Source organism: Rhodococcus spelaei, assembly GCF_006704125.1.
Classification (GTDB): domain Bacteria; phylum Actinomycetota; class Actinomycetes; order Mycobacteriales; family Mycobacteriaceae; genus Rhodococcus_G; species Rhodococcus_G spelaei.
The window spans coordinates 331,132-355,788 of record NZ_VIGH01000006.1; the positions used below are offsets into that span (position 1 = coordinate 331,132).

Annotated in this window: 19 protein-coding genes; 12 read left to right on the forward strand and 7 right to left on the reverse strand. The window is 69.5% G+C overall.

Annotated features, from left to right (window positions below; genetic code table 11):
- Nucleotides 1–20 precede the first annotated feature (20 nt).
- The gene (locus FK531_RS15290) at nucleotides 21–1,196 is read right to left on the reverse strand and encodes a lipase family protein (protein ID WP_181762977.1); all 1,176 of its coding nucleotides are present in this window, start codon (nucleotides 1,194–1,196) and stop codon (nucleotides 21–23) included.
- Nucleotides 1,197–1,323: 127 nt separating this feature from the next.
- On the opposite strand from FK531_RS15290, the gene FK531_RS15295 reads away from it, so the two are divergent.
- The 3 genes from FK531_RS15295 (at nucleotide 1,324) to FK531_RS22545 (ending at nucleotide 4,487) form a co-directional block, all read left to right on the forward strand.
- Nucleotides 1,324–2,376: a nucleoside hydrolase gene (locus FK531_RS15295; protein WP_246098177.1), complete on the forward strand. Its 1,053-nt coding sequence runs from the start codon at nucleotides 1,324–1,326 to the stop codon at nucleotides 2,374–2,376.
- An 85-nt stretch (nucleotides 2,377–2,461) separates the two neighbouring features.
- The gene (locus tag FK531_RS15300) at nucleotides 2,462–3,211 is read left to right on the forward strand and encodes a BPL-N domain-containing protein (protein WP_246098178.1); all 750 of its coding nucleotides are present in this window, start codon (nucleotides 2,462–2,464) and stop codon (nucleotides 3,209–3,211) included.
- Nucleotides 3,212–3,323: 112 nt separating this feature from the next.
- A complete protein-coding gene (locus FK531_RS22545) occupies nucleotides 3,324–4,487 on the forward strand; it encodes a BPL-N domain-containing protein (protein WP_246098179.1) in 1,164 nt (387 codons plus the stop codon).
- A gap of 38 nt (nucleotides 4,488–4,525) precedes the next feature.
- On the opposite strand, the gene FK531_RS15310 is transcribed toward FK531_RS22545, so the two are convergent.
- On the reverse strand, nucleotides 4,526–6,973 hold the full coding sequence (locus FK531_RS15310) for a LuxR C-terminal-related transcriptional regulator (RefSeq protein WP_142100739.1): 2,448 nt from the start codon (nucleotides 6,971–6,973) through the stop codon (nucleotides 4,526–4,528).
- A 343-nt stretch (nucleotides 6,974–7,316) separates the two neighbouring features.
- Here FK531_RS15310 and FK531_RS15315 point away from each other — a divergent pair, with 343 nt between their 5' ends.
- From FK531_RS15315 to FK531_RS15330, 4 genes are read left to right on the forward strand one after another with little or no spacing between them, the layout of a single operon-like run.
- Nucleotides 7,317–11,297, forward strand: coding sequence for a Pls/PosA family non-ribosomal peptide synthetase (locus FK531_RS15315; protein ID WP_142100742.1), 3,981 nt, complete (start codon nucleotides 7,317–7,319; stop codon nucleotides 11,295–11,297).
- On the forward strand, nucleotides 11,294–11,971 hold the full coding sequence (locus FK531_RS15320; RefSeq protein ID WP_220126954.1) for a BPL-N domain-containing protein: 678 nt from the start codon (nucleotides 11,294–11,296) through the stop codon (nucleotides 11,969–11,971). Before FK531_RS15315 ends, FK531_RS15320 begins: the two co-directional genes overlap by 4 nt.
- Nucleotides 11,968–13,209 carry a heparan-alpha-glucosaminide N-acetyltransferase domain-containing protein gene (locus FK531_RS15325; protein WP_142100744.1) on the forward strand — a complete coding sequence of 414 codons (1,242 nt, stop codon included), beginning with the start codon at nucleotides 11,968–11,970 and terminating at the stop codon, nucleotides 13,207–13,209. The genes FK531_RS15320 and FK531_RS15325 overlap by 4 nt, the downstream gene beginning before the upstream one ends.
- The gene (locus tag FK531_RS15330) at nucleotides 13,206–13,994 is read left to right on the forward strand and encodes a BPL-N domain-containing protein (protein ID WP_246098180.1); all 789 of its coding nucleotides are present in this window, start codon (nucleotides 13,206–13,208) and stop codon (nucleotides 13,992–13,994) included. The genes FK531_RS15325 and FK531_RS15330 overlap by 4 nt, the downstream gene beginning before the upstream one ends.
- 21 nt (nucleotides 13,995–14,015) lie before the next feature.
- Here FK531_RS15330 and meaB read toward each other — a convergent pair whose 3' ends face one another.
- From meaB to mutA, 3 genes are read right to left on the reverse strand one after another with little or no spacing between them, the layout of a single operon-like run.
- Nucleotides 14,016–15,005, reverse strand: a complete 990-nt coding sequence (meaB, locus tag FK531_RS15335; protein ID WP_142100746.1) for a methylmalonyl Co-A mutase-associated GTPase MeaB — start codon at nucleotides 15,003–15,005, stop codon at nucleotides 14,016–14,018.
- Nucleotides 14,995–17,253 carry a methylmalonyl-CoA mutase gene (gene scpA, locus FK531_RS15340; protein WP_142100748.1) on the reverse strand — a complete coding sequence of 753 codons (2,259 nt, stop codon included), beginning with the start codon at nucleotides 17,251–17,253 and terminating at the stop codon, nucleotides 14,995–14,997. The genes meaB and scpA overlap by 11 nt, the downstream gene beginning before the upstream one ends.
- Nucleotides 17,250–19,130: a methylmalonyl-CoA mutase small subunit gene (mutA, locus tag FK531_RS15345; protein ID WP_142100750.1), complete on the reverse strand. Its 1,881-nt coding sequence runs from the start codon at nucleotides 19,128–19,130 to the stop codon at nucleotides 17,250–17,252. Before mutA ends, scpA begins: the two co-directional genes overlap by 4 nt.
- Before the next feature lie 124 nt (nucleotides 19,131–19,254).
- On the opposite strand from mutA, the gene FK531_RS15350 reads away from it, so the two are divergent.
- The gene (locus FK531_RS15350) at nucleotides 19,255–20,073 is read left to right on the forward strand and encodes a PaaI family thioesterase (protein WP_142100752.1); all 819 of its coding nucleotides are present in this window, start codon (nucleotides 19,255–19,257) and stop codon (nucleotides 20,071–20,073) included.
- 56 nt (nucleotides 20,074–20,129) lie between these two features.
- Complete coding sequence (locus FK531_RS15355) at nucleotides 20,130–20,834, forward strand: TVP38/TMEM64 family protein (protein WP_246098181.1); 705 nt, start codon at nucleotides 20,130–20,132, stop codon at nucleotides 20,832–20,834.
- A gap of 75 nt (nucleotides 20,835–20,909) precedes the next feature.
- On the opposite strand, the gene FK531_RS15360 is transcribed toward FK531_RS15355, so the two are convergent.
- Complete coding sequence (locus FK531_RS15360) at nucleotides 20,910–22,241, reverse strand: DUF1254 domain-containing protein (RefSeq protein ID WP_142100756.1); 1,332 nt, start codon at nucleotides 22,239–22,241, stop codon at nucleotides 20,910–20,912.
- A gap of 117 nt (nucleotides 22,242–22,358) precedes the next feature.
- Between FK531_RS15360 and FK531_RS15365 the strand changes: the two genes are divergently transcribed.
- Together FK531_RS15365 and FK531_RS15370 are read left to right on the forward strand one after the other, a co-directional pair.
- Entirely contained in the window at nucleotides 22,359–22,934 is a 576-nt protein-coding gene (locus FK531_RS15365) for a hypothetical protein (protein ID WP_142100758.1), read from the forward strand.
- A complete protein-coding gene (locus FK531_RS15370; protein WP_142100760.1) occupies nucleotides 22,931–23,458 on the forward strand; it encodes a hypothetical protein in 528 nt (175 codons plus the stop codon). Before FK531_RS15365 ends, FK531_RS15370 begins: the two co-directional genes overlap by 4 nt.
- A 5-nt stretch (nucleotides 23,459–23,463) precedes the next feature.
- On the opposite strand, the gene FK531_RS15375 is transcribed toward FK531_RS15370, so the two are convergent.
- Nucleotides 23,464–23,754: a hypothetical protein gene (locus tag FK531_RS15375; RefSeq protein ID WP_142100762.1), complete on the reverse strand. Its 291-nt coding sequence runs from the start codon at nucleotides 23,752–23,754 to the stop codon at nucleotides 23,464–23,466.
- A gap of 321 nt (nucleotides 23,755–24,075) precedes the next feature.
- Between FK531_RS15375 and FK531_RS15380 the strand changes: the two genes are divergently transcribed.
- Nucleotides 24,076–24,657: DUF222 domain-containing protein (locus tag FK531_RS15380; RefSeq protein WP_181762978.1), on the forward strand; the 582-nt coding region annotated here is incomplete at its 3' end.

The following is a 24,657-nucleotide window of genomic DNA, read 5'->3' on the forward strand; positions in this document are numbered from 1 at the left end:
CGATCCGGTCCCCCGCCGACCTAGGCGAGGATCCCGGACAGGTACGGCAGGACCACCGGCCACGAGGCGTCGACCACGCCTGGGTGATCGGTCTGGTAGGTCTCGAACCGGTACTGCGTTCCGGCCGCCTGGAACTCGGCGAGCAACGCCGCAGTCAGCGGGATCGGCACGGTGGTGTCGACATAGCCGTGTGTGACGAGGATCGGCCGGTCGTAGCCGGACACCGGCACCGCCATGTAGTCGTTCAACCGCCGCGCGAACTCCGGGTCGAGCAGCGGCTTGCGGACCAGCGAACCGAGCGAGAGCCCCTTGGCCGCGGTCGCCCAGTCCGGTTCGCACAACGTCTGGAGCCGGTCGACCAATGCGACGCCGGCGGGTGTCAGGTACGAGTTGACGTCGAAATCCGGTTGCGCCGAGCGCAAACCACCGACCGCGGCGGCGAACTGCGCGGTGATGCCCTCGAGCCCGGGGACCTCGGGGACGTAGGGTCCGACGAGCGTGAACGCCTTCTCGATGTTCGTGGCGGGCGCGAGTGCCGCGGTGCCACGGAAGTCGAGCTCCGGGGCACGCTTGGTGGCCATGTTTCCGGTGGCCAGCGCCGCGTGCCCGCCCTGGGACACCCCGGCGACGGCCCAGCGGGGCGCGAGGTCGCCGGTCACGGAGCGGGCGGCTCGCATCAGGTCGACGGTCGCGGCGGCCTCCGTGCGGGTCTGCAGGTACGGGTGCGGGCTCTGCGCATTGGCTCCGAGTCCGACGTAGTCGGGCACCACCACGGCATACCCGCGGCCCAGCAGGGTCCGCGTGATCTCCTCGTCCGGACCGGCATTCGGCTTCGACGTCGGCCCGCAGTCGCGGCCGAGCCCACTCGTTCCGTGGTCCCAGGCGATCACCGGCCAGCCCCCGGCCGGCGCCGTCCCGGCGGGCAGCAGCACCGCACCGCTGGTGTTCGCCGGCGCCCCCGTGGGACCGTCGGTGACGTATTCGACGTACCAGGCGCGGTCGGCCCCACCCCATCCCGCCGGCAACGGCCGCGACGACGTCAGCGTGCCCTGCGCCGCTGCAGTCGCGCCACCGGTGGGCACCGAGGCGACGGCCGTCGCCGTGGGCACCACCGCGACGGCGGCGGTCAGCGCGACCGCGGCGATCCGGCCTGCCCGCTGGACACGGCGCCTGCCTGTCGAAGAGTCGTCTCGCACGGTCCCGGTCGTCCTGCGCATTCCGCGTCGGTCCGGTCGTCGAACCACCCGAGAGTTCCCGGGCGGCATCCCCCCGATCCTCTCGGCAGCGGCGGTCACGGTCAACTCGTGCTGCGACAATGGGACAGTGCCCGAGACAACAGTGCCCGCCACCACCGTGCCGCTGATCCTCGACGTCGACACCGGCATCGACGACTCGCTCGCACTGCTCTACCTGCTGGCCAGTCCCGAGGCGGAGATCCTCACCGTCGCGAGCACGGCCGGCAACGTGCCTGCCGCGCAGGTCGCCGCGAACAACCTCGCCTGGCTGGACCTGTGTGGGCGGCCGGACATCGAAGTCACCCTCGGGTCGCCGGTGCCGTTGACCGATCCGCTGCGCACCACCGAGGACACGCACGGACCGCAGGGCATCGGCTACGCGCAGTTGCCCGCTTCGGATCGGACGGTGTCGGAACGGAGTTCGGCGCAGGCCTGGGTCGACGTCGCCCGATCCCGTCCCGGTGAGGTCACCGGACTGGTCACCGGGCCGCTGACCAACCTCGCCCTCGCGCTCCGGATCGAACCCGCACTCCCGACGCTGCTGCGCCGACTCGTCGTGATGGGCGGCGCTTTTCACCATCCCGGCAATACGACACCCAAGTCCGAATGGAACATCTCAGTCGATCCGGAGGCGGCACAGGAGGTCTTCGACGCATTCTCCGTCGCGCCGCCCGACCGCCTCCCGGTGATCTGCCCGTTGGACGTGACCGAGACGATCGAGATGCGGCCCGAGCACCTGCGACGGCTCGCCGAAGTTGCCGGCAGTACCCCCGACGAACTGATCACCGAGACCGATCCGCCCGGAACCCGGTCGCTCGCAGACAATCCGGTGATCCGGCACCTGTCCGACGCGATCCGCTTCTATCTCGAGTTCCACCGCGACCAGGGTGAGGGCTTCCTCGCACACATGCACGATCCGTTCGCGGCCGCGCTGGCCCTGGACCCGACCCTGGCACAGACGCGGCCGGCGACCGTCGACGTCGAACTGGTCGGCACGCTCACCCGGGGCTGCACGGTCGCGGACTGGCGTGGAATGTGGGGCCGCGAGCCGAATGCGGAAGTGGCGGTCGGGGCGGACCCACATGCGTTCTTCGAGCGACTGATCGACCGGGTGGGAAGGTTCGCGGCACGGCTCGGATGAGCGACGGTTTCCCCGAAATGTCGCGTCTGCCACACCGCGGCAGGTAGCGTCGGTCAGCACGGGGGTCGACGCGAGGAGGTCACCTGTGATCGATCGGCGCGGATTCCTGATCGGGGCAGCAACATTGGCGGTTGCGGTCGGTGCGCCCACTGTAGCCGCCGCAGCGACCACCCGGCCGCTGGCACTGGTCTACCGCGGACCGGCGTCCGTACCCGGGTGCCCCGAGTCGGTGGCCGCGCTGTTGCAGAGCTCCCCGAGCCGATTCCGGACGGCCTACGTCGGGCCGGGAGAAAGGCTCGAGATCAGCCCGGCGGTACTCGCCACAGCGACCGTGTACGCGCAGCCCGGCGGTCCGAGTCTGAGCACCGCATGGCAAGCCATGCGGCCGTACGCCGACACACTCAGGTCCTGGATCGCCGGTGGCGGAAAATATCTCGGCTTCTGCGTGGGCGGCTATCTGGCTGGCGCCACCCCCGGCTTAAACCTGCTGCCGGGTGACACCTGGCGGTACATTTCAGCCTCCGACGCGAGCGTCACCACCGCCGCACCGTCCCGCATCACCGTGAACTGGCGCGGCGTCCCCCAGGCGCTGTACTTCCAGGACGGCCCAGTGTTCCAACTGAATCCGGGAAGCGGCGCGGCGGTCCTCGCGACGTACCGCGGTGGGCAGGTGGCGGCTCTGACCACTAGGTACGGCAACGGCCGGGTGGGGGTGACGGGACCGCACGTCGAGGCAGATGCGAGCTGGTTCACCGACGACGGATTGGATCCGACCGGCGCGGTACACCCCGACCTCGGGCACGACCTCATCGAATCCACCGTCAACGGCCTGTAGGTCGGCTTCGGGCCACCACTGCACCACCGGCGTGGCCATCTGTAATGTCAACGCCGCCGCACGTTCTCGGCGGCACCCGGACGAGAATCGCGCAGGACAGACGGAGTGAGGTGTGGTGCCCCAGTATCGGCGGCTTCTCCTTGTCGTCGCCACCGCAGTGGCACTGATCGTCGGGCCGGTCGCACTCACCGCGACTGCCGCAGCCGCAGCCACCGGACCCCTGGCCCTGGTCTACCGAGGCCCGGCCTCAGTGCCGGGAACCGCGGAATCCGTTGCGGCCGTGCTGCGGACGTCACCGTCGAAGTTTCGGGTTGAATACGTCGGCCCCGATGACACGCCGATCACCGCGGAAACCCTCTCGCGGGCAGCGGTGTTCGCCCAACCGGGGGGACCGAGCCTGAGCAAGGCGTGGAAGGCGATGAAGCCCTATGCGGGGCTGATCCGCGACTGGATCGCAGGCGGCGGCAACTACCTCGGGTTTTGCGTCGGCGGCTACCTCGCCGGCGCGACGCCAGGATTCGACCTGCTACCGGGCGACACCTCGCAGTACAGCGCCAAGCAGGGAGCCAGCGTCTGGGACACCGCAGCGCATCGTTCGACGATCCTGTGGCGCGGGCAGGAGAAGACGACCTATTTCCAGGATCCGCCCGCATTCGACCTCGAACCAGGCCACGGCGCAAGCGTTCTGGCCACGTATCGCGGAGGTCAGGTTGCCGCCCTCGTCACCGATTACGGCAAGGGCCGGGTGGGGGTCACCGGTCCGCACATCGAGGCGGACGCGAGCTGGTTCGTCGACGACGGGCTGTCCGCGGACAACGCCGTGCACATCGACCTCGCGCACGACCTCATCGAGACCACAGTCAAGGGCAATCTGCCCGCGGCCACCACCGGCACCGCCAGCCCGACGCCGACCACACCGAAACCGACGACCACGGCGCCCCCGGTCACGACAGCACCACCAGTGGCCACCACAGAAGCACCCCCGGCCACGACGGCACCGCCCGCGACCACCACGGAAGCACCTCCGGTCACGACGGCACCCCCGGTGGCCACCACGACGGCGCCACCGGTGACTACGACGGCACCGCCCGTTACCACCACGACGGCACCCCCGGTCTCGACCGCACCCCCTACGACCACGGCGCCACCCATGAGCACCCCACCGGCCGCGTCGGCCCCACGGGCGCAGCTTCCCTGGCCGTGGAACCTGATCGCCGAGCAGCCCCTGTTCGACCGGTTCCTACGCGCAATCTCGACCGGCAATCCACTCGCCTGAAGTGGATTCAGACGCGGTGTGTGCAGGGACTGACAGCGTCAGATCAGTCCCTGCGTGCGTGCAGCCGCGACCGCATCGGCGCGTGAGTGCACACCGAGTTTGCGGTACAAGCTCTGCAACTGGGTCTTGACGGTATTCACCGAGACGAACATCGATGCGGCGACACTCGCGACGGTGTCGCCGCCGGCGATTCCGGTGAGCACGGCGGCCTCCCGTTCGGTCAACGTCACTGCCGGCGACGGGTGCGGGTACGGTCCGTCAACCCGGGAGGCGAGTATCTCCTCGAGCGGGGGCACACTCCCGTGCACCTCCAGCGCGTCTCGAATCTCCGGTGGAACGATCAGCAGTGGCCGCACCAACCCACTGTCCTCCGACAGCGCGACCGCCCGGTTCCACGCGATGCGGGCCGCGGGGTGGTCACCCATGCCGTAGGCGGCCGTCGCCTCGATCAGCAGCGCCTCGAGGCGGACCCGCGTGTAGACGACGTCGTGGCCGGTCAGAGCAGAGCAGTGTTTGCGCGCGCTCGTCGGGTTCGCCGCGAGCAGGGCCGCTCTCGCCACGGACAGCCTGACCATCGGGTGCATCGGACCGCGGACCCGGCCTGCCCGCTCGAGCACCTGCGCGGCTTCCCCCAACGCAGTCCGAAGATCCATCGACGCCGCACCCAACAGGGGGCCGGCGAATGCCCCCGGGCCGAGCCAGCGCCGGAACCGGTCGCGGTCCCGGCGCAGACGGTCGAGTCCGACCTCGGGCCGCCCCCGCATCAGGTCGAGCTGACTGCTGGCGTACGCCACGAACGCCCAGTTCTCACTGAACTCGTCCGAATCGTCCAGGTCGGCGAGGGCTGCCTCGGCCGCCCCGATGTCCAGGCAATCGAGCCGCTCCAGTGCCCGCGCCGCGATCGCAGGGAGCTCGATCACCGGCGCGAGCGAGCCCGCCCGATCGCCGAACCGCGCTTCCCGCCTCAACCAGGACGAGGCCCGCCCGGGCTCGCCGAGCACTGCGTGGTGCAGCGCCAACTGTCCCGCGGCCTGCCGTGCTGCGAAGTTGCCGAGATCGTCCGAACCTGTGTCGACGGCCCGGGTGAGCAGCTCGACGGTCTGCGCGTGGTCACCCCGGAGTTGACTGACCAGCCCCAGATGCATCCAGATCGAGGCAAGCCCGCGTCGATCCAGCTCGCCGAAACCGTCACCGGCACACATCGCCAGGTTCACCAGCACGTCGCGGTCGCGGACCGCCGCGTCGTAATCACCATTCCAGCGCATCACACACAATCGCAGCGCTCCCGTCAGGAGTGCCCGCACCGCAGAATCCTGCTCGGCGATCTCGACGACCGAGATGTCCGGCACCGGCCGCATGCGACCACCACGCCCCGTCAACCCGAGACCGTCCACCAGCAAGCGGGCGTACGACAGGGCCGGATCCGAGCGCACCACAGCTTCGGGAAGTGCACTCAACGCGCGGACGAGTGTGCCCATGCCGGTGGTGACGATGGTGGGCCAGTCGACAGTGAGGATCTCGCTCAGCAGTATCCAGTCTCGACTGTCGGTCGCGTACCGGAGGGCTTCGACGGGGTCGCCGTTGTCCGCGAACCATCGCGCGAGCTTCGCCGAGGCCGCACGCAACGGCACGTCCTCGTCCCGCACCACGATGCGCACCACCGATCTGCGGAGCGCGGCCGGCCACACCCAGTACGGGTCGGGCGCGGCCGGCATGCGCTGCAACAGGCCGGCACGTTCGAGGTCGCCGAGGGTGCCGGCTGCGTCGTCGACACCCAGCACCTCCAGCGCACCGGGAGAAGGCCGACGGACCATCGCGATCGTTCGCGCCGCGGCAGCGACTCTCGGAGGCGAGAGCAGGACCCGCTCGACGTACGCGTCGATCTGCGTCTGTACTGCCAGGAACGCGCGCTCCCGCTCCAGGTCCGCATCGCTGCCGAAGACTCGGAGGACACGCTCGGCGAGCGAGACGAGGTCGGGATGACCCCCGGTGATCCGGTGCACGTCCCGCGCGGTCCGATCCGACGTCGATGTTCCGCCGCGCTCGAGCAGGTCGCCGACCTCGGCTTCGGTGAACTCCAACTCCGCCGGGGTGACGACCGTCACGTTCGGATCGGCGAAGCGCACCGCTTCCACGAGACCACCGTCTCGAAGGGTGACCACAATGCTCAATCCGGGGTGGTCTTCGTGGATCGCGAGCAATCGCTCCCAGATGCCGGCGTCGCTCAGCTGATCGGGGCGGTACAGGACGAGCACATCGGTATCTGCACGCACCGCACGGACCGTCTCCGACCAGTACTGGTCGGCGGCGATCTCGGGCTCCGGCGACGCTCTCCGGATCGCGGGACGACCCGGACGGGCCGCGAGCCACGCCTCGACGAGAGTGGCCTTCCCGTATCCCGCCGGCCCCCACAGGACGGTCAGTCGGGACTCGTCGAGCATGGAGAACAAGCGCGGGCGCGCCGCGGCCGCATTGACCGGTACCACGTAAACCTCCTAGAGCCTCCCCCGTGCCGGAATTAGCCTAGCGATGTCTGATCCACGGGCCGCAGTACATCACGACAGCGTGACTGCACTCACACCCCCTCATGCCGTCGGGTGAATTCGGGGGTGAATCACTACCCCGTCACGAGCCACGACCCGATCGAATCGTCGTGTCGTACGTTTCAATTCCCCACGGCTCGTACCTGCGAGAGTGGGACACCCCCCCTACCGGACGCCCCATCGAAGAAGAAACTCACCGGGGGCTTCCCCCCGATGCCCCCGAGTGCCGTCAAGTGATTCACTCCTCGGGTCAAGTTTGCTGAATGTTTGCACCTGGGAGGATGTCATGTCGACCGCGGCCCACCACACGTCGACGGTTCGTGTAGCGTCGCGCCGAGCGCAGACCCGCCGACTCGAGCACGTCTTCGAGGCGACCGTGGCGAGGACGCCCCACGCCACTGCACTCGAGTGCGACGGACACACACTCACATACGCCGACCTCGAGCAGCGCGCCAACCAGTTGGCCCACTACCTGATCGAACTCCGTGCCGGCGTGGGGGCGCGCGTGGCGATCCTGCTCGAGCGCTCGCCCGAGACGTACATTGCGCTGCTGGCCGTCCTCAAGGCCGGCGCCGCGTTCGTCCCGATCGACCCGGCCTCCCCCGCCGACCGCATCGACTACATCACCACCGACGCCGACGTCGACCTGGTCCTCACCAGTACCCACTTCTCCCCAACTCTCGCCACCCTCGAGGTGCCGTGGATGGAAGTCGACGCCGACGCGATGCTGATCGCCCAGCAACCGACGACGCGACCGGGTTTCACGTTGTTCCACCGCGACCCGGCCGCATACATCATCTACACCTCCGGCTCGACCGGCCGTCCGAAGGGCGTGGAGGTCGCCCAGTCGAGCATCTGCAACTTCCTCGACATCGTCCCCACGGTCTACGACGTGCAACCCACCGACCGGGTCTACCAGGGCATGACGATCTCGTTCGACTTCTCCATCGAGGAGATCTGGCCGACCTGGGCGGTCGGGGCGACCCTGGTCGCGGGGCCCACGGGCGCCGGGCGGCTCGGCGGCGACCTCGCCGACTTCCTCGAGACGCGCGCGATCACGGTCCTGTACTGCGTCCCGACCCTGCTCGCGACCATCCCCCGCGACCTGCCGCTGCTGCGCAACATCCTGGTCGGGGGCGAAGCCTGCCCCCGTGAGCTCGTCGATCGCTGGGGCCGACCGGGACGACGCATCCTCAACACGTACGGGCCCACCGAGGCGACCGTCACCGCGACCTGGTGTGAACTGCTGCCCGGTCGCCCGGTGACCATCGGGGTGCCGTTGCCGACGTATTCGGTGGTCATCATCGACGAGCAGCGGACGCCGCTGGCCGACGGCGAGGTCGGCGAGATCTGCATCGGCGGGCCGGGGGTGGCGCGCGGCTACGTCGGCCGGCCCGACCTCACCGCCGACCGATTCTTCACCGTGACGTTCACCGGGGCACCGCAGCGCATCTACCGCACCGGCGACCTCGGCCGGATTACGCCCGACGGCGAGATCGAGTACCTCGGCCGCGCCGACAGCGAGGTCAAGATCCGTGGCCACCGCGTCGACCTCGGCGAGATCGAGAGCGTGCTGCTGGTCGACGAGGACGTCGCCAGCGCGGTGGTCTCGCTCGTGACCGTCGCCGGCGTCGAACAGCTCGCCTCCTGGGCGGTCCTGATGCCCGGCTCGACCATCGGCGTCGACACCCTCGTCGCCCGACTGCACGACGAAGCACACCGGCGCCTGCCCGACTACATGGTCCCCACCTTCTTCGACATCGTGCCCGAGCTGCCGATGATGCCGAGCGGCAAGGTCGACCGCCCGAAATTGCCCGCGCCGACCGGCCGTCGTCTCGCGATCACCACCGGCCCCGTGGTGGCGGCCGGAACCGACCTCGAACACGCGCTGCGCGAGCTGTTTTCGGGCTTGCTCGGGCTGCCCGCCGCGGAGGTCTCGGTAGAGGCGGACTTCTTCACCGACCTCGGCGGGCATTCGCTGGCGGCCGCGCAGCTGGTCACCCGGCTACGCGAGAGCGGCATCGCCCCGGGTGCGGGCATCCGCGACGTCTACGCCAGCCCGACGGTCCGTTCCCTCGCGGCCCGGCTGGGCGATGTCGCCGCGCCCACCGGTCCCGCCGATCCGACCGGGCCCACCGGTCCCGCACCTGATCTGGTTCCCCCGATCGGGAACCGCTCGGTGCGCCGCGCGGGCCTGGTCCAGGGCATCTTCATCCTCGCGGTGCTGCTGGTGGTCACCGCGCCGGTCTCGATCGTCTACAGCAACCACCACGGCCAGCCCTCGTTCGAGGCCCTGGTCGACCTGCTTGTCGCGACCGTGCCGACCTACCTGCTGGTGCGCTGGGTGCTGCCCGTTCTGGCCATACGTCCACTCTCGGCAGGCATCGCGCCGGGACGCTACCGGCTCTGGGGCGCAACATATCTGCGCCTGTGGATGGTCGAGCACCTGATGATGCTGGCTCCGATGCCGGTACTCAGCGGATCCCCGCTTATGGCGCGGTTCCTGCGCGCCCTCGGCGCCGACGTCGGCCGCGACACCCACATCGGCACGAGCATCGTCTCCTTCCCCGCGCTGGTGCGTATCGGCGACGGCGCGTCGATCGGCAACAACACCGACATCCGGTCGTGGCGCGTCGTCGGTCGCGAGGTCGTGGTCGCACCGGTCGTCGTCGGTGCGCGCGCGTTCGTCGCCGCGAACTGCGTGCTCGAACCCGGGACCACGATCGGTGACGACGCCATGCTCGGGGATCAGTCCGTGCTCTCGGAGGGTGCGAGCATTCCGCCCGGGCACCGGTGGACGGGCTCGCCGCCGGTGCGCGTCGACGCGCTCGCCCCACGGGTCGAGGCCATGGCCGCGGCCGGTCCGTCGGCCGGGTGGACACCGAAACTGTTGGCCCTCAACGCGTTTGGCATCGTCACGCTCGAGGCACTGGCCATTGCCACCATCGTGCCCAGCCTCGTGCTGGTATGGGCCGTGCTGCTCGAGTACGGCATGATCGCCTCGCTGCTGGCCACGCTCGCGTCGGGCTTCGTGTACGTCGTCAGCGTCTGCTTCGTGGTGGCCGTCGGCAAGAAGCTGATCCTGCCCGCCCTGCCCGAGGGGACATTCGATGAGGCTTCCGCACTCGGGGTACGGAAATGGGCCACGGACAAGCTCTTCGAGATGAGCCTGCTGTACACGAACACGCTGTACGCGACCCTCTACACCGCCCCGTGGCTGCGACTGCTCGGCGCCAAGGTCGGTAGCGGCGCCGAGGTGTCGACGGTCTCGCACATCGACCCCGACCTGCTCACGATCAACGACGAGAGCTTCGTTGCGGACATGGCGAGCCTCGGCGGCTCCTCGTTCTGCAACGGCCGGATGAGCTTCGCGCGGACCGAGATCGGTGCCCGAGCGTTCATCGGCAATGCCGCCGTGCTGCCGAGCGGCATGAGCACCGGCGAGGGCTCGCTGGTCGGTGTGCTCACCGTGCCGCCGGCGACGGGTGTACCCGCCGACAGTTCCTGGCTCGGCAATCCGGCGATCTTCCTTCCGGTGCGCCAAGACAGCGGCGACTTCGACGAGAACCTCACCTTCAGTCCTGACCAGGCCGTCCTCGCGCACCGATGGTGGATCGAGTTCTTCCGAATCGTGCTCCCGCCCACGGCGATCGGCGTCAGCCTGTACTTCTACCTGCTGGGGTTGTCGCAGATCGCCCGGACCACGTCGCTGGCGTGGACGATCGTGACCGCACCGCTGCTGGCACTGGTGACCGCCATCGGCGTCGTACTGTTCGCGGCCGCCGTCAAGCGGAACCTGGTCGGCCGCTACCGCCCCCGGGTGGAACCGTTGTGGGCGAAATTCGTTCGACGCTCGGAGTTCGCGACCGGCATGTACGAGTCGGCGGCGGTTCCGGTGCTGCTGAACCAGCTGACCGGGACCCCGTACCTGCCGATGATGCTGCGCTGGTTCGGCGCCGAGATGGGCAGCCGGGTGTGGATCGGAACCACCTACCTCACCGAGTTCGATCTCGTCCGGATCGGTGACGACGCGGTCGTCGGCCCCGGGGTGTCCCTGCAGACGCACCTGTTCGAGGACCGGGTGATGAAGATGTCGACCGTCACGGTCGAGGCCGGTGCCACCGTCGGGACCCGCGCTGTGGTGCTCTACGACGCCGTCGTCTCCGAACACGCCGAACTCGAGGCACTCTCGCTACTGATGAAGGGCGAGCAACTGCCCGCCCGTACCCGTTGGCAGGGCATTCCGGCGCAGGCGGTGCGGTCGTGAGAACAACGGTGACCCGCCCGCTGGCGCTTGTCTACCGCGGCGGCGCCACCGCACCGGGATGCGCGGAATCCGTCGCCGCCCTGCTCGAACGGAGCCGGTGGAACTTCGACGTCCACTTCGTGGGCCCGCGCGAGTACCTCCACATGAACGAGCACACCCTCGGCTCGGCCGCCCTCTACGCGCAGCCCGGCGGCGACGAGCTGCGCCCGGCGTGGCGCCGGATGCGGCGGCACCGCCACGCCGTCCGCAACTACGTCGCCGGCGGCGGCCGATACCTGGGCTTCTGCCTCGGAGGCTATCTCGCGGGCGCCACGCCCGGTTTCGACCTGCTCCCCGGCGACGCCGACCGGTACATCACCACGGCGCGTGCCGACGTCGCCGATACCGACGCCACCGTGGTGGACGTCGACTGGCGCGGAACTCGCACGGAGCTGTACTTCCAGGACGGCCCGGTCTTCGACGTCCGGGCCGACCGGGACCTGGAGGTGCTCGCCTCCTACCCGAACGGCGAGATCGCCGCGCTGACTGCCTCGTTCGGCGCCGGCCGAGTTGGCGTGGTCGGCCCCCACCCGGAGGCCGACGGCGACTGGTTCGCCGACTCCGGACTGTCCACTCCCGCTGACATCGGCACCAGCGCGGGCCTCGACCTGATCGATGCGGTGATGACCTCATGAGCACCCCCCACCCCTCCCCGACCGTGAGCGGCGTCCGCGCCGAGCCTGCTCCCCGGCCGCGTCGCGTCCGCCTGAGCGGGATCGACCTGGCCCGAGGGCTTGCCGTCCTGGGCATGGTGGCCGTGCACTCGCTCAACGACTACAACGACGACGGTAAGCCGACCCTGAGCTACACCCTCTCCGCCGGACACGCCTCGGCAATGTTCGCGGTGCTCGCGGGCGTCGCGATCGCGTTCCTGTCCGGTCGCCGCCGGGTGGCCCGCGGTCCGGCCTCGTACGGGACGGCCGCGTCGCTCGCCGCTCGCGCCGCCGTGATCGGCGTGATCGGACTGTCGTTGGGGTACACCGACATCGACTACGGCGCGGTGATCCTCCCCTACTACGCGGTGATGTTCCTGCTCGCGGTGCCGCTGGTCTACCTGAGCACCCGTACCCTCGCGGTGCTGGCCACCGTCGCCGCGGTGGCGACGCCGGTGCTCAGTCAGCTGGTGCGCCCGCACCTGGGCGAGGCGTTCACCCGCCAGCTCTCCTGGGAAACGTTGCTGCAGCGCCCGTTCGGCACGGTCGGCAACATTCTGTTCACCGGCGAGTTCCCGGCCGTCGTCTGGATGACCTACGTGATCGTGGGCCTCGTCGTCGGCCGTCTCGACCTCTCGTCCGTCCGCGTCAACGGCGTGCTTGCCGGCGTCGGTGCGTTCCTGACGACCCTGTCCGCGACGATCTCGTGGATGTTCCTGCACCCGTTCGAGGGGCTGGCTCACCTGCAGGCGGTCTCGGACTCCGACACCGTCGACGAGATCCTCACCTTCGGCGCCGACGGAACCGTCCCGACCGACACCTGGTGGTGGTTGACGGTCTCGAATCCACACACCGGCACCCCGCTGGATCTGATGGCAACCATCGGCAGCTCGCTGCTGGTTCTGGGACTGTGCCTGCTGTTGTTCCAGGTCGGCACTCCACTCCTCGCGCGCACCGTGCGGATTGTCACGGCGCCGCTGGTCGCGATCGGCACGATGTCGCTGACCGTGTACGTCGGCCACATCATGTTCGTCAACTCCGACTTCGACATGTACGACCCCTGGTCGGGCTATCTGCGCCAGGTCGTGGTGATGTGTGTCTTCGCCGTCGCCTGGCGCGCCACCGCCGGCCGCGGCCCGCTCGAGGGACTGGTCACCGCGATCACCAAACGGGTGCGGCGCTGGGTCGAGTCGCGGACGGGCCCGGTGAGCTCGGCGTGACCCCCGGCACGCGTCGCGTCACCCGGCGCAGACTCCTGCTCGGCGCGGTCGGCGTGGGCGCGGCGGGGGCGACCGCGGCCCTGGGGGTCTCACGGATCGAGCAGCCCGACGAACGTCCGGTCGCGCTGGTGTATCGCGGTCCCGCCGCGTGCTCCGGTTGCGCCGAATCCGTGGCGAACCTGCTCGAGTCGGCGCCGAACCCGATGCGGGCTGTGTACTGCGGCCCGAACGAGGACGTCGACGTCACTCCCGACACGCTGGCCGGCGCTCTCGTGTACGCGCAACCCGGCGGCGGCGTGGTCGGCCCCGCATGGCAGCGCACTCGTTCGTATGCCCCGCACCTGCGCGAGTGGGTTTCCGCGGGAGGCAACTACCTCGGTTTCTGCCTCGGCGGCTACCTCGCCGCGAACGACCCGGGCTACGACCTCTTTCCTGGCCGGGTCCGGCAGTACATCGCCACCGACGGCGCGACCATCGACGACACCGCCGACACCATCGTGGCAGTGCGGTGGCGAGATCGGCCGCGGCACATGTTCTTCCAAGACGGCGCCGCGTTCTCGGTGCCGGGCGACGACTGGGCCGCGGTCGGCGGCACCGCCCTTGCCCGCTACCCCAACGACGTCGTCGCCGCGGCCGTCACCCCATACGGCAGCGGCCGGGTGGGGGTGGTCGGACCGCACCCGGAGACAGACGAAACCTGGTACCGCGGGCCGGGTCTGACCAATCCCGACGGCATCCGCTTCGACCTCGGCCACGACCTGATCGCCACCACCCTGGCGCGCTGACGCACCACTGCGGCGCAGCCGCTAACTGTCGAACGTCTCCAGGATCTGGCGCGCGGCGAGCGCGGCCGTCAACGAACCCGCCCGGACACGTTCCTCGATGTCCCCGCGCACGGCCCTGACCTTCGGGTCGGTGTCGAGTCGGCGCAGCAGCTGGTCGTGCACCATGGACCAGGTCCAGTCCACCTGTTGCTGGTGCCGCTTGCGTTCCAGCTCGCCCGCGTCACCGAGAACCTTGCGATGCAACAGGACGGTGTCCCAGAACTTGTCCACGCCGACGTTTTCCAACGCGCTCATGGTGAGCACCGGCGGCTTCCACAACGCGTCGTGCGGGTAGATCAGCCGCAACGCCCCGGCCAGCTCCCGGGCCGCGGCCTTCGCCTCGATCTGGTGCTTGCCGTCGGCCTTGTTCACGGTGACGATGTCGGCGAGCTCGAGCACGCCCTTCTTGATCCCCTGCAACTGGTCGCCGGTTCGGGCGAGGGTCAGGAAGGTGAAGGTGTCCACCATGTTCGCGACCGTCACCTCGGACTGCCCGACGCCGACCGTCTCGACCAGGATCACGTCGTATCCGGCGGCTTCGAGCAGCACCATCGTCTCGCGGGTGGCCTTGGCGACGCCGCCGAGCGTGCCCGACGTCGGCGACGGCCGGATGAAGGCGTTCGGCTGCACGGACAGGTTCTGCATCCGCGTCTTGTCGCCGAGGATCGATCCTCCGGTCCGGGTCGAGGACGGGTCGACGGCGAGCACGGCAACCTTGTGCCCCAACGAGATCAGGTACATCCCGAGCGCTTCGATGGTGGTCGACTTGCCCACCCCGGGAACGCCGGTGATGCCCACCCGGATCGACCCGCCGGCGTGCGGGAGCAGGCGCAGCAGCAGCTGCTGCGCCTGCTCCCGGTGGTCGGCCCGGGTCGACTCGACGAGGGTGATGGCCTTGGCGAGCTGTGCCCGCCGGTCCGCCAGCACCGCGTCGCCGAGCGCGGTCAAGTCCAGGACCGGCCTAGCTGCCACTCAGATCGTGCCCCAACTGTGCCGACAGCTTCTCGAGCAGACCGGTAGCCGCGTCCGCGATCACCGTGCCGGGCGGGAAGATCGCCGCCGCGCCCGCCGCGTAGAGCTCGTCGAAGTCGCCGGGCGGGATGACGCCACCGACCACGACCATGATGTCGGGGCGGCCCACCGCGGCGAGCGCCTCCCGCAGCGCCGGCACCAGGGTGAGGTGTCCGGCGGCGAGGGAGGAGACACCGACGACGTGCACGTCGGCGTCGGCGGCCTGGGTGGCCACCTCTTCGGGGGTCTGGAACAGCGGTCCCACGTCGACGTCGAATCCGAGGTCGGCGAACGCCGTGGCGATCACCTTCTGTCCTCGGTCGTGTCCGTCCTGCCCCATCTTGCAGACCAGGATGCGGGGACGACGACCCTCGGCCTCGGCAAAGGTCTCGACGAGTTCGGTTGCGCTGGCGATGTTCTCCGCCTTTCCGGCCTCGTCCCGGTACACACCGCTGATGGTCCGGATCTCGGCCTGGTGACGCCCGTACACCTTCTCGAGCGCGTCGGAGATCTCCCCGACGGTCGCCTTGGCACGCGCCGCGTTCACGGCCAGCGCCAGCAGGTTGTTCTCCATTCCGCCCTCGGTGGCCGCGGCCGCCCTGGTCAGCTCGGCGAGCGCGGCCTGGGTCACGGCCTCGTCGCGGTCCGCCCGCAGCTGCTCGAGCTTGGCGAGCTGCTCGGCACGAACCTTCGAGTTCTCGACCTTGAGCACCTCGATGCTGTCCGGCTCGTCCGGCACGTACTTGTTGACGCCGATCAGCGGCTGGCGGCCCGAGTCGATGCGCGCCTGGGTGCGGGCCGCGGCCTCCTCGATGCGCAGCTTCGGGATGCCCTCGCCGATGGCCTGAGCCATGCCGCCCGCGGCCTCGACCTCGGCGATGTGCGCGCGGGCCCGGTTGGCCAGCTCGTTGGTCAGCCACTCCACGTAGTGCGAGCCGCCCCACGGGTCGATCGGCCGGGTGGTGCCGGACTCCTGCTGCAGCAGCAACTGTGTGTTGCGGGCGATGCGGGCCGAGAAGTCGGTCGGCAGCGCGATCGCCTCGTCGAGCGCGTTGGTGTGCAGCGACTGGGTGTGACCCTGGGTCGCGGCCATCGCCTCGACGCAGGTGCGCGCGACGTTGTTGAACACGTCCTGCGCGGTCAGCGACCAGCCGGAGGTCTGCGAGTGGGTGCGCAGCGAGAGCGACTTGGCGCTCTTGGGCTCGAACTTCTCGACCAGCTCGGCCCACAGCAGGCGGCCCGCGCGCAGCTTGGCGACCTCCATGAAGAAGTTCATGCCGATGGCCCAGAAGAAGGACAGTCGCGGCGCGAACTTGTCGATCTCCATGCCCGCGTCGAGGCCCGCCCGGATGTACTCCACGCCGTCGGCGAGGGTGTACGCCAACTCCAGGTCGGCCGTCGCTCCGGCCTCCTGAATGTGGTAGCCGGAGATCGAGATCGAGTTGAACTTCGGCATCTCCGCGCTGGTGTAGGCGAAGATGTCGGAGATGATCCGCATCGACGGCTTCGGCGGGTAGATGTAGGTGTTGCGGACCATGAACTCCTTCAGAATGTCGTTCTGAATGGTTCCGGCCAACTGGTCGGGCGTGACGCCCTGCTCCTCCGCGGCGACCACGTACAGCGCGAGGATCGGCAGCACCGCGCCGTTCATCGTCATCGACACCGAGACCTGGGACAGGTCGATGCCGTCGAAGAGTTGACGCATGTCGAGAATGGAATCGATCGCCACACCGGCCATTCCGACGTCACCCTGCACGCGCGGGTGGTCGGAGTCGTAGCCACGGTGGGTCGCCAGGTCGAACGCGACCGACAGACCCTTCTGGCCCGACGCGAGGTTGCGCCGGTAGAAGGCGTTGGACTCGGCGGCGGTGGAGAAGCCGGCGTACTGACGGATCGTCCACGGCTGGTTGACGTACATCGTCGGGTACGGCCCACGCAGGAACGGGGCCGCGCCCGGGAAGCTGTCGAGCGGGAAGCCCGCAGCCTCCGCGGCGTCGCGGTCGGCCTTGGTGTAGACCGGCTTGACGTCGATGCCCTCGGGCGTCGACCACACCACCTGCTCGGGGGCGTAGTTGTTCGCCGCCGCGGCCTCCGCGATGTGGGCGGCCGTCTCGTCGGCGGTCGGCGCCTGCGGGGCCGGGAAGTCGGGATCCGTCAGCGGCACGTCGGCGAAACTGCCGATCACGTGCTTGACCTCGTGGGTTGTCATTTCGCTCCCAGGGTGTCGAGCAGACCGGACAGCGCCGACACTGCGTCAATACGAGCGGTCAAGAAGCCGTCGGGCCGGTCCGCGCCCTCGGCGTCGGCGAACGTCTTCTCCGGTCCGGCCAGCAGCACCGTCGTGATGCCGGCGGCGCGCAGCGCGTCGACCGCGGGCACGCCGTCGGTGCCGTAGCGCTTGTCGGTGCCGCACAGTACCGCGACCGTGGTCTCCGAGTCCCGGACGATGCCGGTCACCGTGGCCAGGTCCAGGGTGCCCGGGTTGACGGCCTCGATACCACCGGACGCGAGCAGGTTCGACGCGAAGGTGGTGCGGCCGTTGTGTTCCGCGACCGGCCCGAGCGCGGCGAGCAGCACCTTCGGCCGATGACCGTGCTCGGCGAGGAACGCGTCGGAGCGGTCCCGAAGGGCCTCGAATGCGGCGCCGTAGCGGGCGACGTCGGCCAGCGGCGCCGAGCCAGCTGCGAGCGGAGCCTCGGCGAGGTTCGGGAACTCGTTGACACCCGTCACCGCGGTCTTGCGGTGCGCGATGTCGGAGGCGCGCTGCTCACGGGTGGCGGAGATGCGGTCGGCGACCAGTCCCGACTCGAGCGACGCGGCGAAACCGCCGTCGGCCTCGATCTGCTGGAAGAACTCCCACGCCTTCGCCGCGATCGCGGCGGTGAGGTCCTCGACGTACCAGGAGCCGGCACCGGGATCGAGCACGCGACCGAGGTGCGACTCCTCGAGCAGCAGCAGCTGGGTGTTGCGGGCGATGCGGGCCGCGAAGGACTTCGACGTCTCGAGGGTGCCCTCGGGGACCGCGACGTCGAACGGCAGCACCGTCACCGAGTCGGCGCCGCCGACGCCCGCGCCGAACGCGGCGAGGGTGGTGCGGAGCATGTTCACCCACGGGTCGCGCTGGGTCATCATCGCCGCGGAGGTCACCGCGTGCTGCGGTGCGCCGCCGAACTCGGAGGCGCCGCACACCTGGGCGATGCGCGCCCACAGCTGGCGTCCGGCCCGGAACTTGGCGATGGTCTGGAACTGGTCGTCAGTGGCGGCGAGCCGGAACTCGACCTGCCCCAACGCCTTCGAGATGGACACGCCGGCACCGGTCAACGAACGCAGGTACTCGAGTCCGGCCGCGACGGCCGCACCGAGTTCCTCGGCGTCGCTCGCGCCCGCGTTGTGGAACGCGGTGCCGTCGACAGTGATCGCGCGAACGGTCTCGGCCCGCTCGGCCGCAATCTCGGCGAGCGCCACCGCGCCCGCGACGTCCACGTCCGCACGGCCGGCGAACCGACTCGTCAGCGGCGCGGCACCGAGACTCACCGTGACCGCGGCGCGGTCGGTGACGCCGTCGCCCGCGGCGGCCCGCTCGTCGAGGAGGGCGAACACCTGCTCGGCGGCCGCGCCGGTGTCGGCGCCCGCGGCGAGGGTCAGCGGAGCGAGGTCGAGCAGCACGCCGTCGAGGGCCTGCGTCACGCCCGCGACCGGCAGCGCATCCGCGCCGATGCCGAGCCAGACGGCGCTGATGCCGTTCTCGAGGCCGTCCAGGATCGCCTGGTTGACGACCTTCGCGTCGGAGCCGTCGACACCGAAGGCGGCACTGACGAGCCACCCGCGGTTGACGTCGCGGTGGGCGTCACGGCCCCGCACGAACGGGAAGTTGCCGGGGAGGGTGGTTTCGCCGGTCTCGTCCCTGCGCGTGTACAGGGGTGAGACGGTCACGCCGTCGTACGTCGTGGTGTCGAGGAGTCGTTCCGGATCCGCCGGAAGCTCGGAGACATCGACCCGACGGGCCTTGGCGAGCACCGCGGCCACCGCCTGCTGCCATGCCGCGTAGTCGCGGGCAGCGTCCTCGGCCTGTGAAGCGAGTGACACTGGAGCTTGTGACACGGTGTCTGCTTCCTCTCGATATTCGGACACAGTCATTATTTCTGTGATGCTAGCCGCACCGTTTCGGGCGCTATCGCCTGGATCACCTACCCTTCGGTAACCTCGCGGCATGAGCACCACGACCGCCCCGGCTCCGACGCCCCAGGCCCTGTTCCGAGTGGGTCCGCCGATCCGTGCCGGCGAGCGGAACCGGATGACGATGGACCTCGGCCGCGACTCCGGCCTCACCCCCACCGCCGCGCTCGGTGTGCTGCTCGACGACATCCTCGGATTCACCATGTTCGAGCGTCGCGGCGACCGCGCCGGACTGGTGAGCGCGGACCTGTCTGTGGACTTCGTGCGGCCCACCGGATGGGTGGGCGGGCAACTGGTTGCGGAGAGCCGACTCGAGACGCTGACGACCGACGGCGGCATGAGTTCGGTCCGAGTGGTCGACGGCGCGGGTCGGTTGGTCGCATCCGGCACGGCGTGGGGGAACTTCCTCGACGGCGTCGATCAGGAACGAACGAGTGCGGCACCGACCGCGCCGGACCCGTCGCCGTTGCCGTGGGCCCCGCCGATCGAACTCCTCGACGGCCACCTCGAGCGCACCGAGTTCGGTGCCCGACTGACCGTTCCGGCCAATCGGGCGCTGGCCAACGCGATGGGGGTCATGCACGGCGGCGTGCAGGCCTGCGCCTACGACCTCGTCGGCAACGCCGCCGCGGCGGCGGCGAGCGTCGACTCGCTGCACACGAGCTCGCTGCGGATCAACTTCTTCCGCCCGGTGTCACTCGACGGCCCCGCCGTGTTCGAGGCCGAGGTGGTGCGGTCCGGTCGCCTCGTTTCGGTGGTTCGGGTGACGGGTCGGGACGCGACCGGCCGGGACTGCGGCGTCGCGACCGTCACATGTCGCCGGGATACGGACGAGACGACTCCGGGTTGCTGACGCGTGCCCCCCGACGGATCGGCGAGGAGCGCGGAGCGCAGGTAACGTTGGCGGCCGTGAGCCGGCGCCTGCGTGACCCGAAGCTGATCGGGGCACTGCTGGTGGTCGCGGCGCTGGGTGCGGTCGCGGTGTTCGCACCGCATCCGTCGGTCGAGCAGATGCGCGACTGGTCCCATTCCGTCGGTCCGGCCTTCCCCCTGGTCTTCTTCGCCGTCCATGCGATCGTCACTGTCGCGCCGTTTCCGCGGACGGTGTTCACGCTCACCGCCGGGCTGCTTTTCGGTGCGGTGACCGGCGTGATGATCGCCGTTGCCGCCACCACGGTCAGCGCCGCCCTCGCGCTGCTGCTGGTGCGCACGGTGGGGCGCGACGCTTTCGCGGCCCGGATGACGCATCCGGCAATCCAGAAGGTGGACGACCGACTGGCGAGACGCGGATGGCTGGCGGTCGGATCGCTGCGACTGATCGCCCCGGTCCCGTTCTCGGTGATCAACTACTGCAGCGGTATCTCGTCGATCCGGTTCGTCCCGTACGTTCTCGCGACGGTCGTCGGGATCGTGCCGGGCACGATCGGCGTCGTGGTGCTGGGCAACGCGCTCGGCGGGGACACGAATCCGGCACTGCTCGCGCTGTCCGCAGTGTGCATCACGATCGGCGTGCTCGGCCTGGTGCTCGATGCACGAATGGGCGTACCGGCCGGCCCGGAGGCGAGTCTTGAACAGGCCCGCGAACGCGCCGCCGAGGTCAAGTCCGAGGCCTAGCAGGGGCTCAGTAAAGGTCTGGTCCTTGACGCTGCCCTCATGCTCCGTGGCATCCGCCCTCCCTCGGATCCGTGGTCAGCCTGCCGGGACGATCGCAGGGAAGTCGTACGTGCCGTCGAGGATCGCGTCCCCGGGAACGTAGAGGCGGAACACCAGCCGGAACTTGTCGGCCGGGGCGGGCAGCCAATTCGCCCGGGCCGCAGAATCAGTCGGCTCGGCACGAGAGATCGTGAGCTGCAGCGATCCGTCGGCAGCGTAGTGGATGCCGGCCGTACGATCACCGATCGAGTAGCGGTCGATCGAGTTGGCGACCAGGTAGTACTGCGGAATGTCATAAAGAGTGATCGACCAGAATGCTCCGACCGGGGGACGCTCGGGGAAAGTCATCGTGTACGTGTTCCCGCCGACCAGCGCCCCGCCCGCACCGTCAGTGAATGCCTGTGCATACACGGCCTCATATGCATGGTTGCCCCACAACCCCACCCGGCAGGCGACGGCCCGCTCGATGATGCGGTGCTGCTGGTCGGTGATCTTCCAGCGATCCTCGTCGACAGTGCCGAGGCCGAGTACGTACAGGTTGTAATCGAAGAGATGCAGCCCGACGGTCCACCCGTTGATCACCGGCGACTTGCCGTGGTGCGTGACGTACTCGAGCTTGTCCGCGCCACCCTTCAGCCCCAATCGGAGGGCCTCACTGACTGCGTCGGACGCGTCCACATACGGGCTCTCCGCCGCGCTGGTACCAAGCGGGGCGAACTTCTCGGAGTACGGCGAGTCCTCGATCGGAGCCGGGAAGGCCTGCGACCAGAGCCGGGCCTCCTCCCAGAACCTGAGTGACGCAGGAACGCCGGCGGACGCCGAGGGCATCCCGGCGGGGACCGCGTCACCGGGTTCGACGGGGGCGAGCACGACGGCATCCTGCACCGCATTCACGGCGGGGATGTCGTCCGGCCCCGTGCACGCGAAGCGGCCCACGATCGACAGGACCCGCGTCGACGCCTGGATGACCTGGTGCCCCTCCGGCAGCTCCCCCGTCCAGCCGGGAGGAACGATCACGAAGCGCCCGGCGCGATTGCCGGTCGCACGCGTCCCGACGTAGGCGATGTTGTTGGTCCAGGCATCGACGAACTGCAGCACGTAGTAGCGGTCACCCGTGTCGGGCACCTCGAGCCGGAGCGGCCCGACCGAGAGATCCAGCTGCGCCATCGAGTAGACCGTGTCGTTGTTGATCGTGACGAAGGTGTCCTCGGGGCCAGCCAGCTTGCGTGCGTGTGAGAAGGCATTGAACGGCGCGGCCGGGTTCGACCCGACGCCCGTGATGACGTAACGCTCCACCTGCTTGAGGTTTTCGACCAACGGGTAGTAGTAGAAGTAGCCGGAAGTAGCCAGCTCGCTCAGCTCGGTCATGGCGCCACCGTATCGGCTGGCGCCATGACATTCTTCCCCCAACGGGGGTGAAGTCGGCTCCCCGCAAATCAAGCCATACTCCTTGACTACAGAAACTCTAGTCCATAGCCTTGACATATGTTCGTCATGACCGTCGACCAGCGAGGCAGTCGTCGTGACGTCGACCGGGTGGCACCGCTACTCGAGGAGCTCGCGGCCGCAGACCTGCTTCGCCCGTTCGAGCGAACCGCCGGCGACGAGGTGCAGGCCGTCACCGACAACGCGGCGCTCGTCGTCGACCTCGCACTCGAACTCGCAGCCCGCGGCCAGTGGAGCGTCGGCATCGGCACGGGACCGGTCGAGACGCCACTGCCCGCCAGCACCCGAGCCGGCCGCGGCCCCGCCTTCGAGGCCGCCCGCGTTGCCGTCGAACGAGCCAAGAACCTGCCCGGCTCGGTGGCGGTCGCGGGATCAGCCGCGACGCAGGACGCCGAGGCCGCCCTGATGCTCCTCGCCCTCCTGGTGTCCCGCAGATCGGAGGCGGGTCGGTCAGCGGTCACGGCGATGCGCGACGGACTCACCCAAGCGGAAGCGGCCGAGCGGCTCGGAATCAGCAAACAGGCCGTCTCGCAGCGACTGTCGGTGGCAGGCTGGCAAGCCGAGGTGGCCGGACGGCGACTCGCCGAGCGACTCCTGGAGGATGCCAACCGATGACCGCACTCACGCTGATCCTGCTCGGCGTGGCCGCGTTGGCACCGGTCGCCTTGGCAGGCAACAGGATCCCGCTGTGGATCAGCCCGGCCGTCGCGTCACTGGCACTGGGCGGAGCCGGGCTCGCCGCGGCCGCAACCCACCCCGTCAAGGGCTTCGCGCTCGGCGCCACCCTGGTGCTCGCCGTGGCCGCAGCGGCGAGCGGTGGCGCTCCCCTGGTCCGCGCCGCGTTCCGGATCGCCAAGCGTCAGCCCGATGCCGGCACCCCGGCGGACAGCGCATCGCCCGCAAGCCCCGGGCCACTGCGCGGCGGCCGGATCATCGGGGTACTCGAGCGAACCGCGGTGGCAGTCGCGATTCTTGCGGGCTGGCCGGAGGGGCTCGCGGTGGTGTTGGCAGTGAAGGGGCTGGCACGGTATCCCGAACTGCGCGAACCCAATGCCTCCGAACAGTTCATCATCGGCACCTTCACGTCGGTGCTGTGGGCGGTCGCGGTGTGCGGGGTCGCGAAGGCGCTCATCACCTGACGCCTTCAAGTCCCGTACTCGAACTCGTACCAGGATCCGCCGACGTTGTTCAGTGACATGAAGTACCGCTGCCCGCCAGGTTTCCGGTCCGGCGCGTAGATCCACCCGTGCGTGGTTCCGAACGAGGTGTCGGATTCAAGGAAGTACACCGCGCCGTCTTCGCGCTGCTCGACCCGCCCGATGTCGAGTCCGCCAATCTCGAGTCCATTGCGCGTGCTCCCCGGATGGGCCGTGATCTCGCGCACGATCTCCTCGAGCCGGGGACGAGCCTCGTCGAATCCGGCCGGTTGAATCATCAATGCGACGAGAACCGACGAGACGACGACACCGGGCGCCGCCGCGCCCCGCCAGGACCATCCACCGCCAGGTCGGACCGGCGGCAGCACGCGAAGGATGACCCCAGGACGCCCACGTCACCGATCGCGCAGCCGCGCTCTGCCACGGACTACTGCGACTCCTTCGTAACCCCTCGTCCTCCATAGCCACACTGCAATACCGCATTGCAATCGGGGGAGTTCAGGCTCGACGAAAATCTTTTGCCGCGTTCAGTATCGTTGCGCTGCTTCACGACCCGACATATACTCGAACATACATTCGCACCTGGGGGGGTGGTCACCGTGGGAGTAGCAGCAGAACGCACACCCCTCACCGACCACGAACGATCCCTCCTCACCGAGATCAGCGACACCGCCCGCACCGAGAACGCCGCCGCCGCGAACCTGATCGCCCAGATCATGGACTACACGGCCTCCCGCGGCACCTACGCCCACCAAGCGCCCGGCACCCTCTTCGACTCCGAGACCGCACACCGATCCGCCGTCGCCGAAATCGCGCTCCAACTCTCCATCAGCCACCAAGCCGTCAACACCTACATCCGCCTCGGCTACACCCTCATCCGACTCCCCGACGTCCGCGCCGCCTTCACCACAGGCGAACTGCCCCTGAGCAAGATCCGAGTCATCGACGAACGCACCCGCGCCGCCACCGGCGCCGCACTCCAACGCCTCGACGACACCATCCTCGCCGCCGCCCGCCGACTCGCCCCCACACCACTGGGCACCGAGATCGACCGCCTCCTCATCGAAGACGACGCCGACTGGGCCGCCCGCGCCCGCCGCGACGCCGAAACCCGCCGCAAGGTCCGCACCCGCAAACTCCCCCACGGCATGGGACAACTCACCGTCACCCTCACCGCGACA

Bases quoted from the DNA above. Each gene is read 5' to 3' on its own strand.
- scpA (WP_142100748.1), bottom strand. From the start codon at position 17,253: ATGACAACCCACGAGGTCAAGCACGTGATCGGCAGTTTCGCCGACGTG.
- FK531_RS15315 (WP_142100742.1), top strand. From the start codon at position 7,317: ATGTCGACCGCGGCCCACCACACGTCGACGGTTCGTGTAGCGTCGCGC.
- FK531_RS15365 (WP_142100758.1), top strand. From the start codon at position 22,359: ATGTTCGTCATGACCGTCGACCAGCGAGGCAGTCGTCGTGACGTCGAC.
- FK531_RS15360 (WP_142100756.1), bottom strand. From the start codon at position 22,241: ATGACCGAGCTGAGCGAGCTGGCTACTTCCGGCTACTTCTACTACTAC.
- FK531_RS15370 (WP_142100760.1), top strand. From the start codon at position 22,931: ATGACCGCACTCACGCTGATCCTGCTCGGCGTGGCCGCGTTGGCACCG.
- FK531_RS15325 (WP_142100744.1), top strand. From the start codon at position 11,968: ATGAGCACCCCCCACCCCTCCCCGACCGTGAGCGGCGTCCGCGCCGAG.
- FK531_RS15350 (WP_142100752.1), top strand. From the start codon at position 19,255: ATGAGCACCACGACCGCCCCGGCTCCGACGCCCCAGGCCCTGTTCCGA.
- FK531_RS15375 (WP_142100762.1), bottom strand. From the start codon at position 23,754: ATGATTCAACCGGCCGGATTCGACGAGGCTCGTCCCCGGCTCGAGGAG.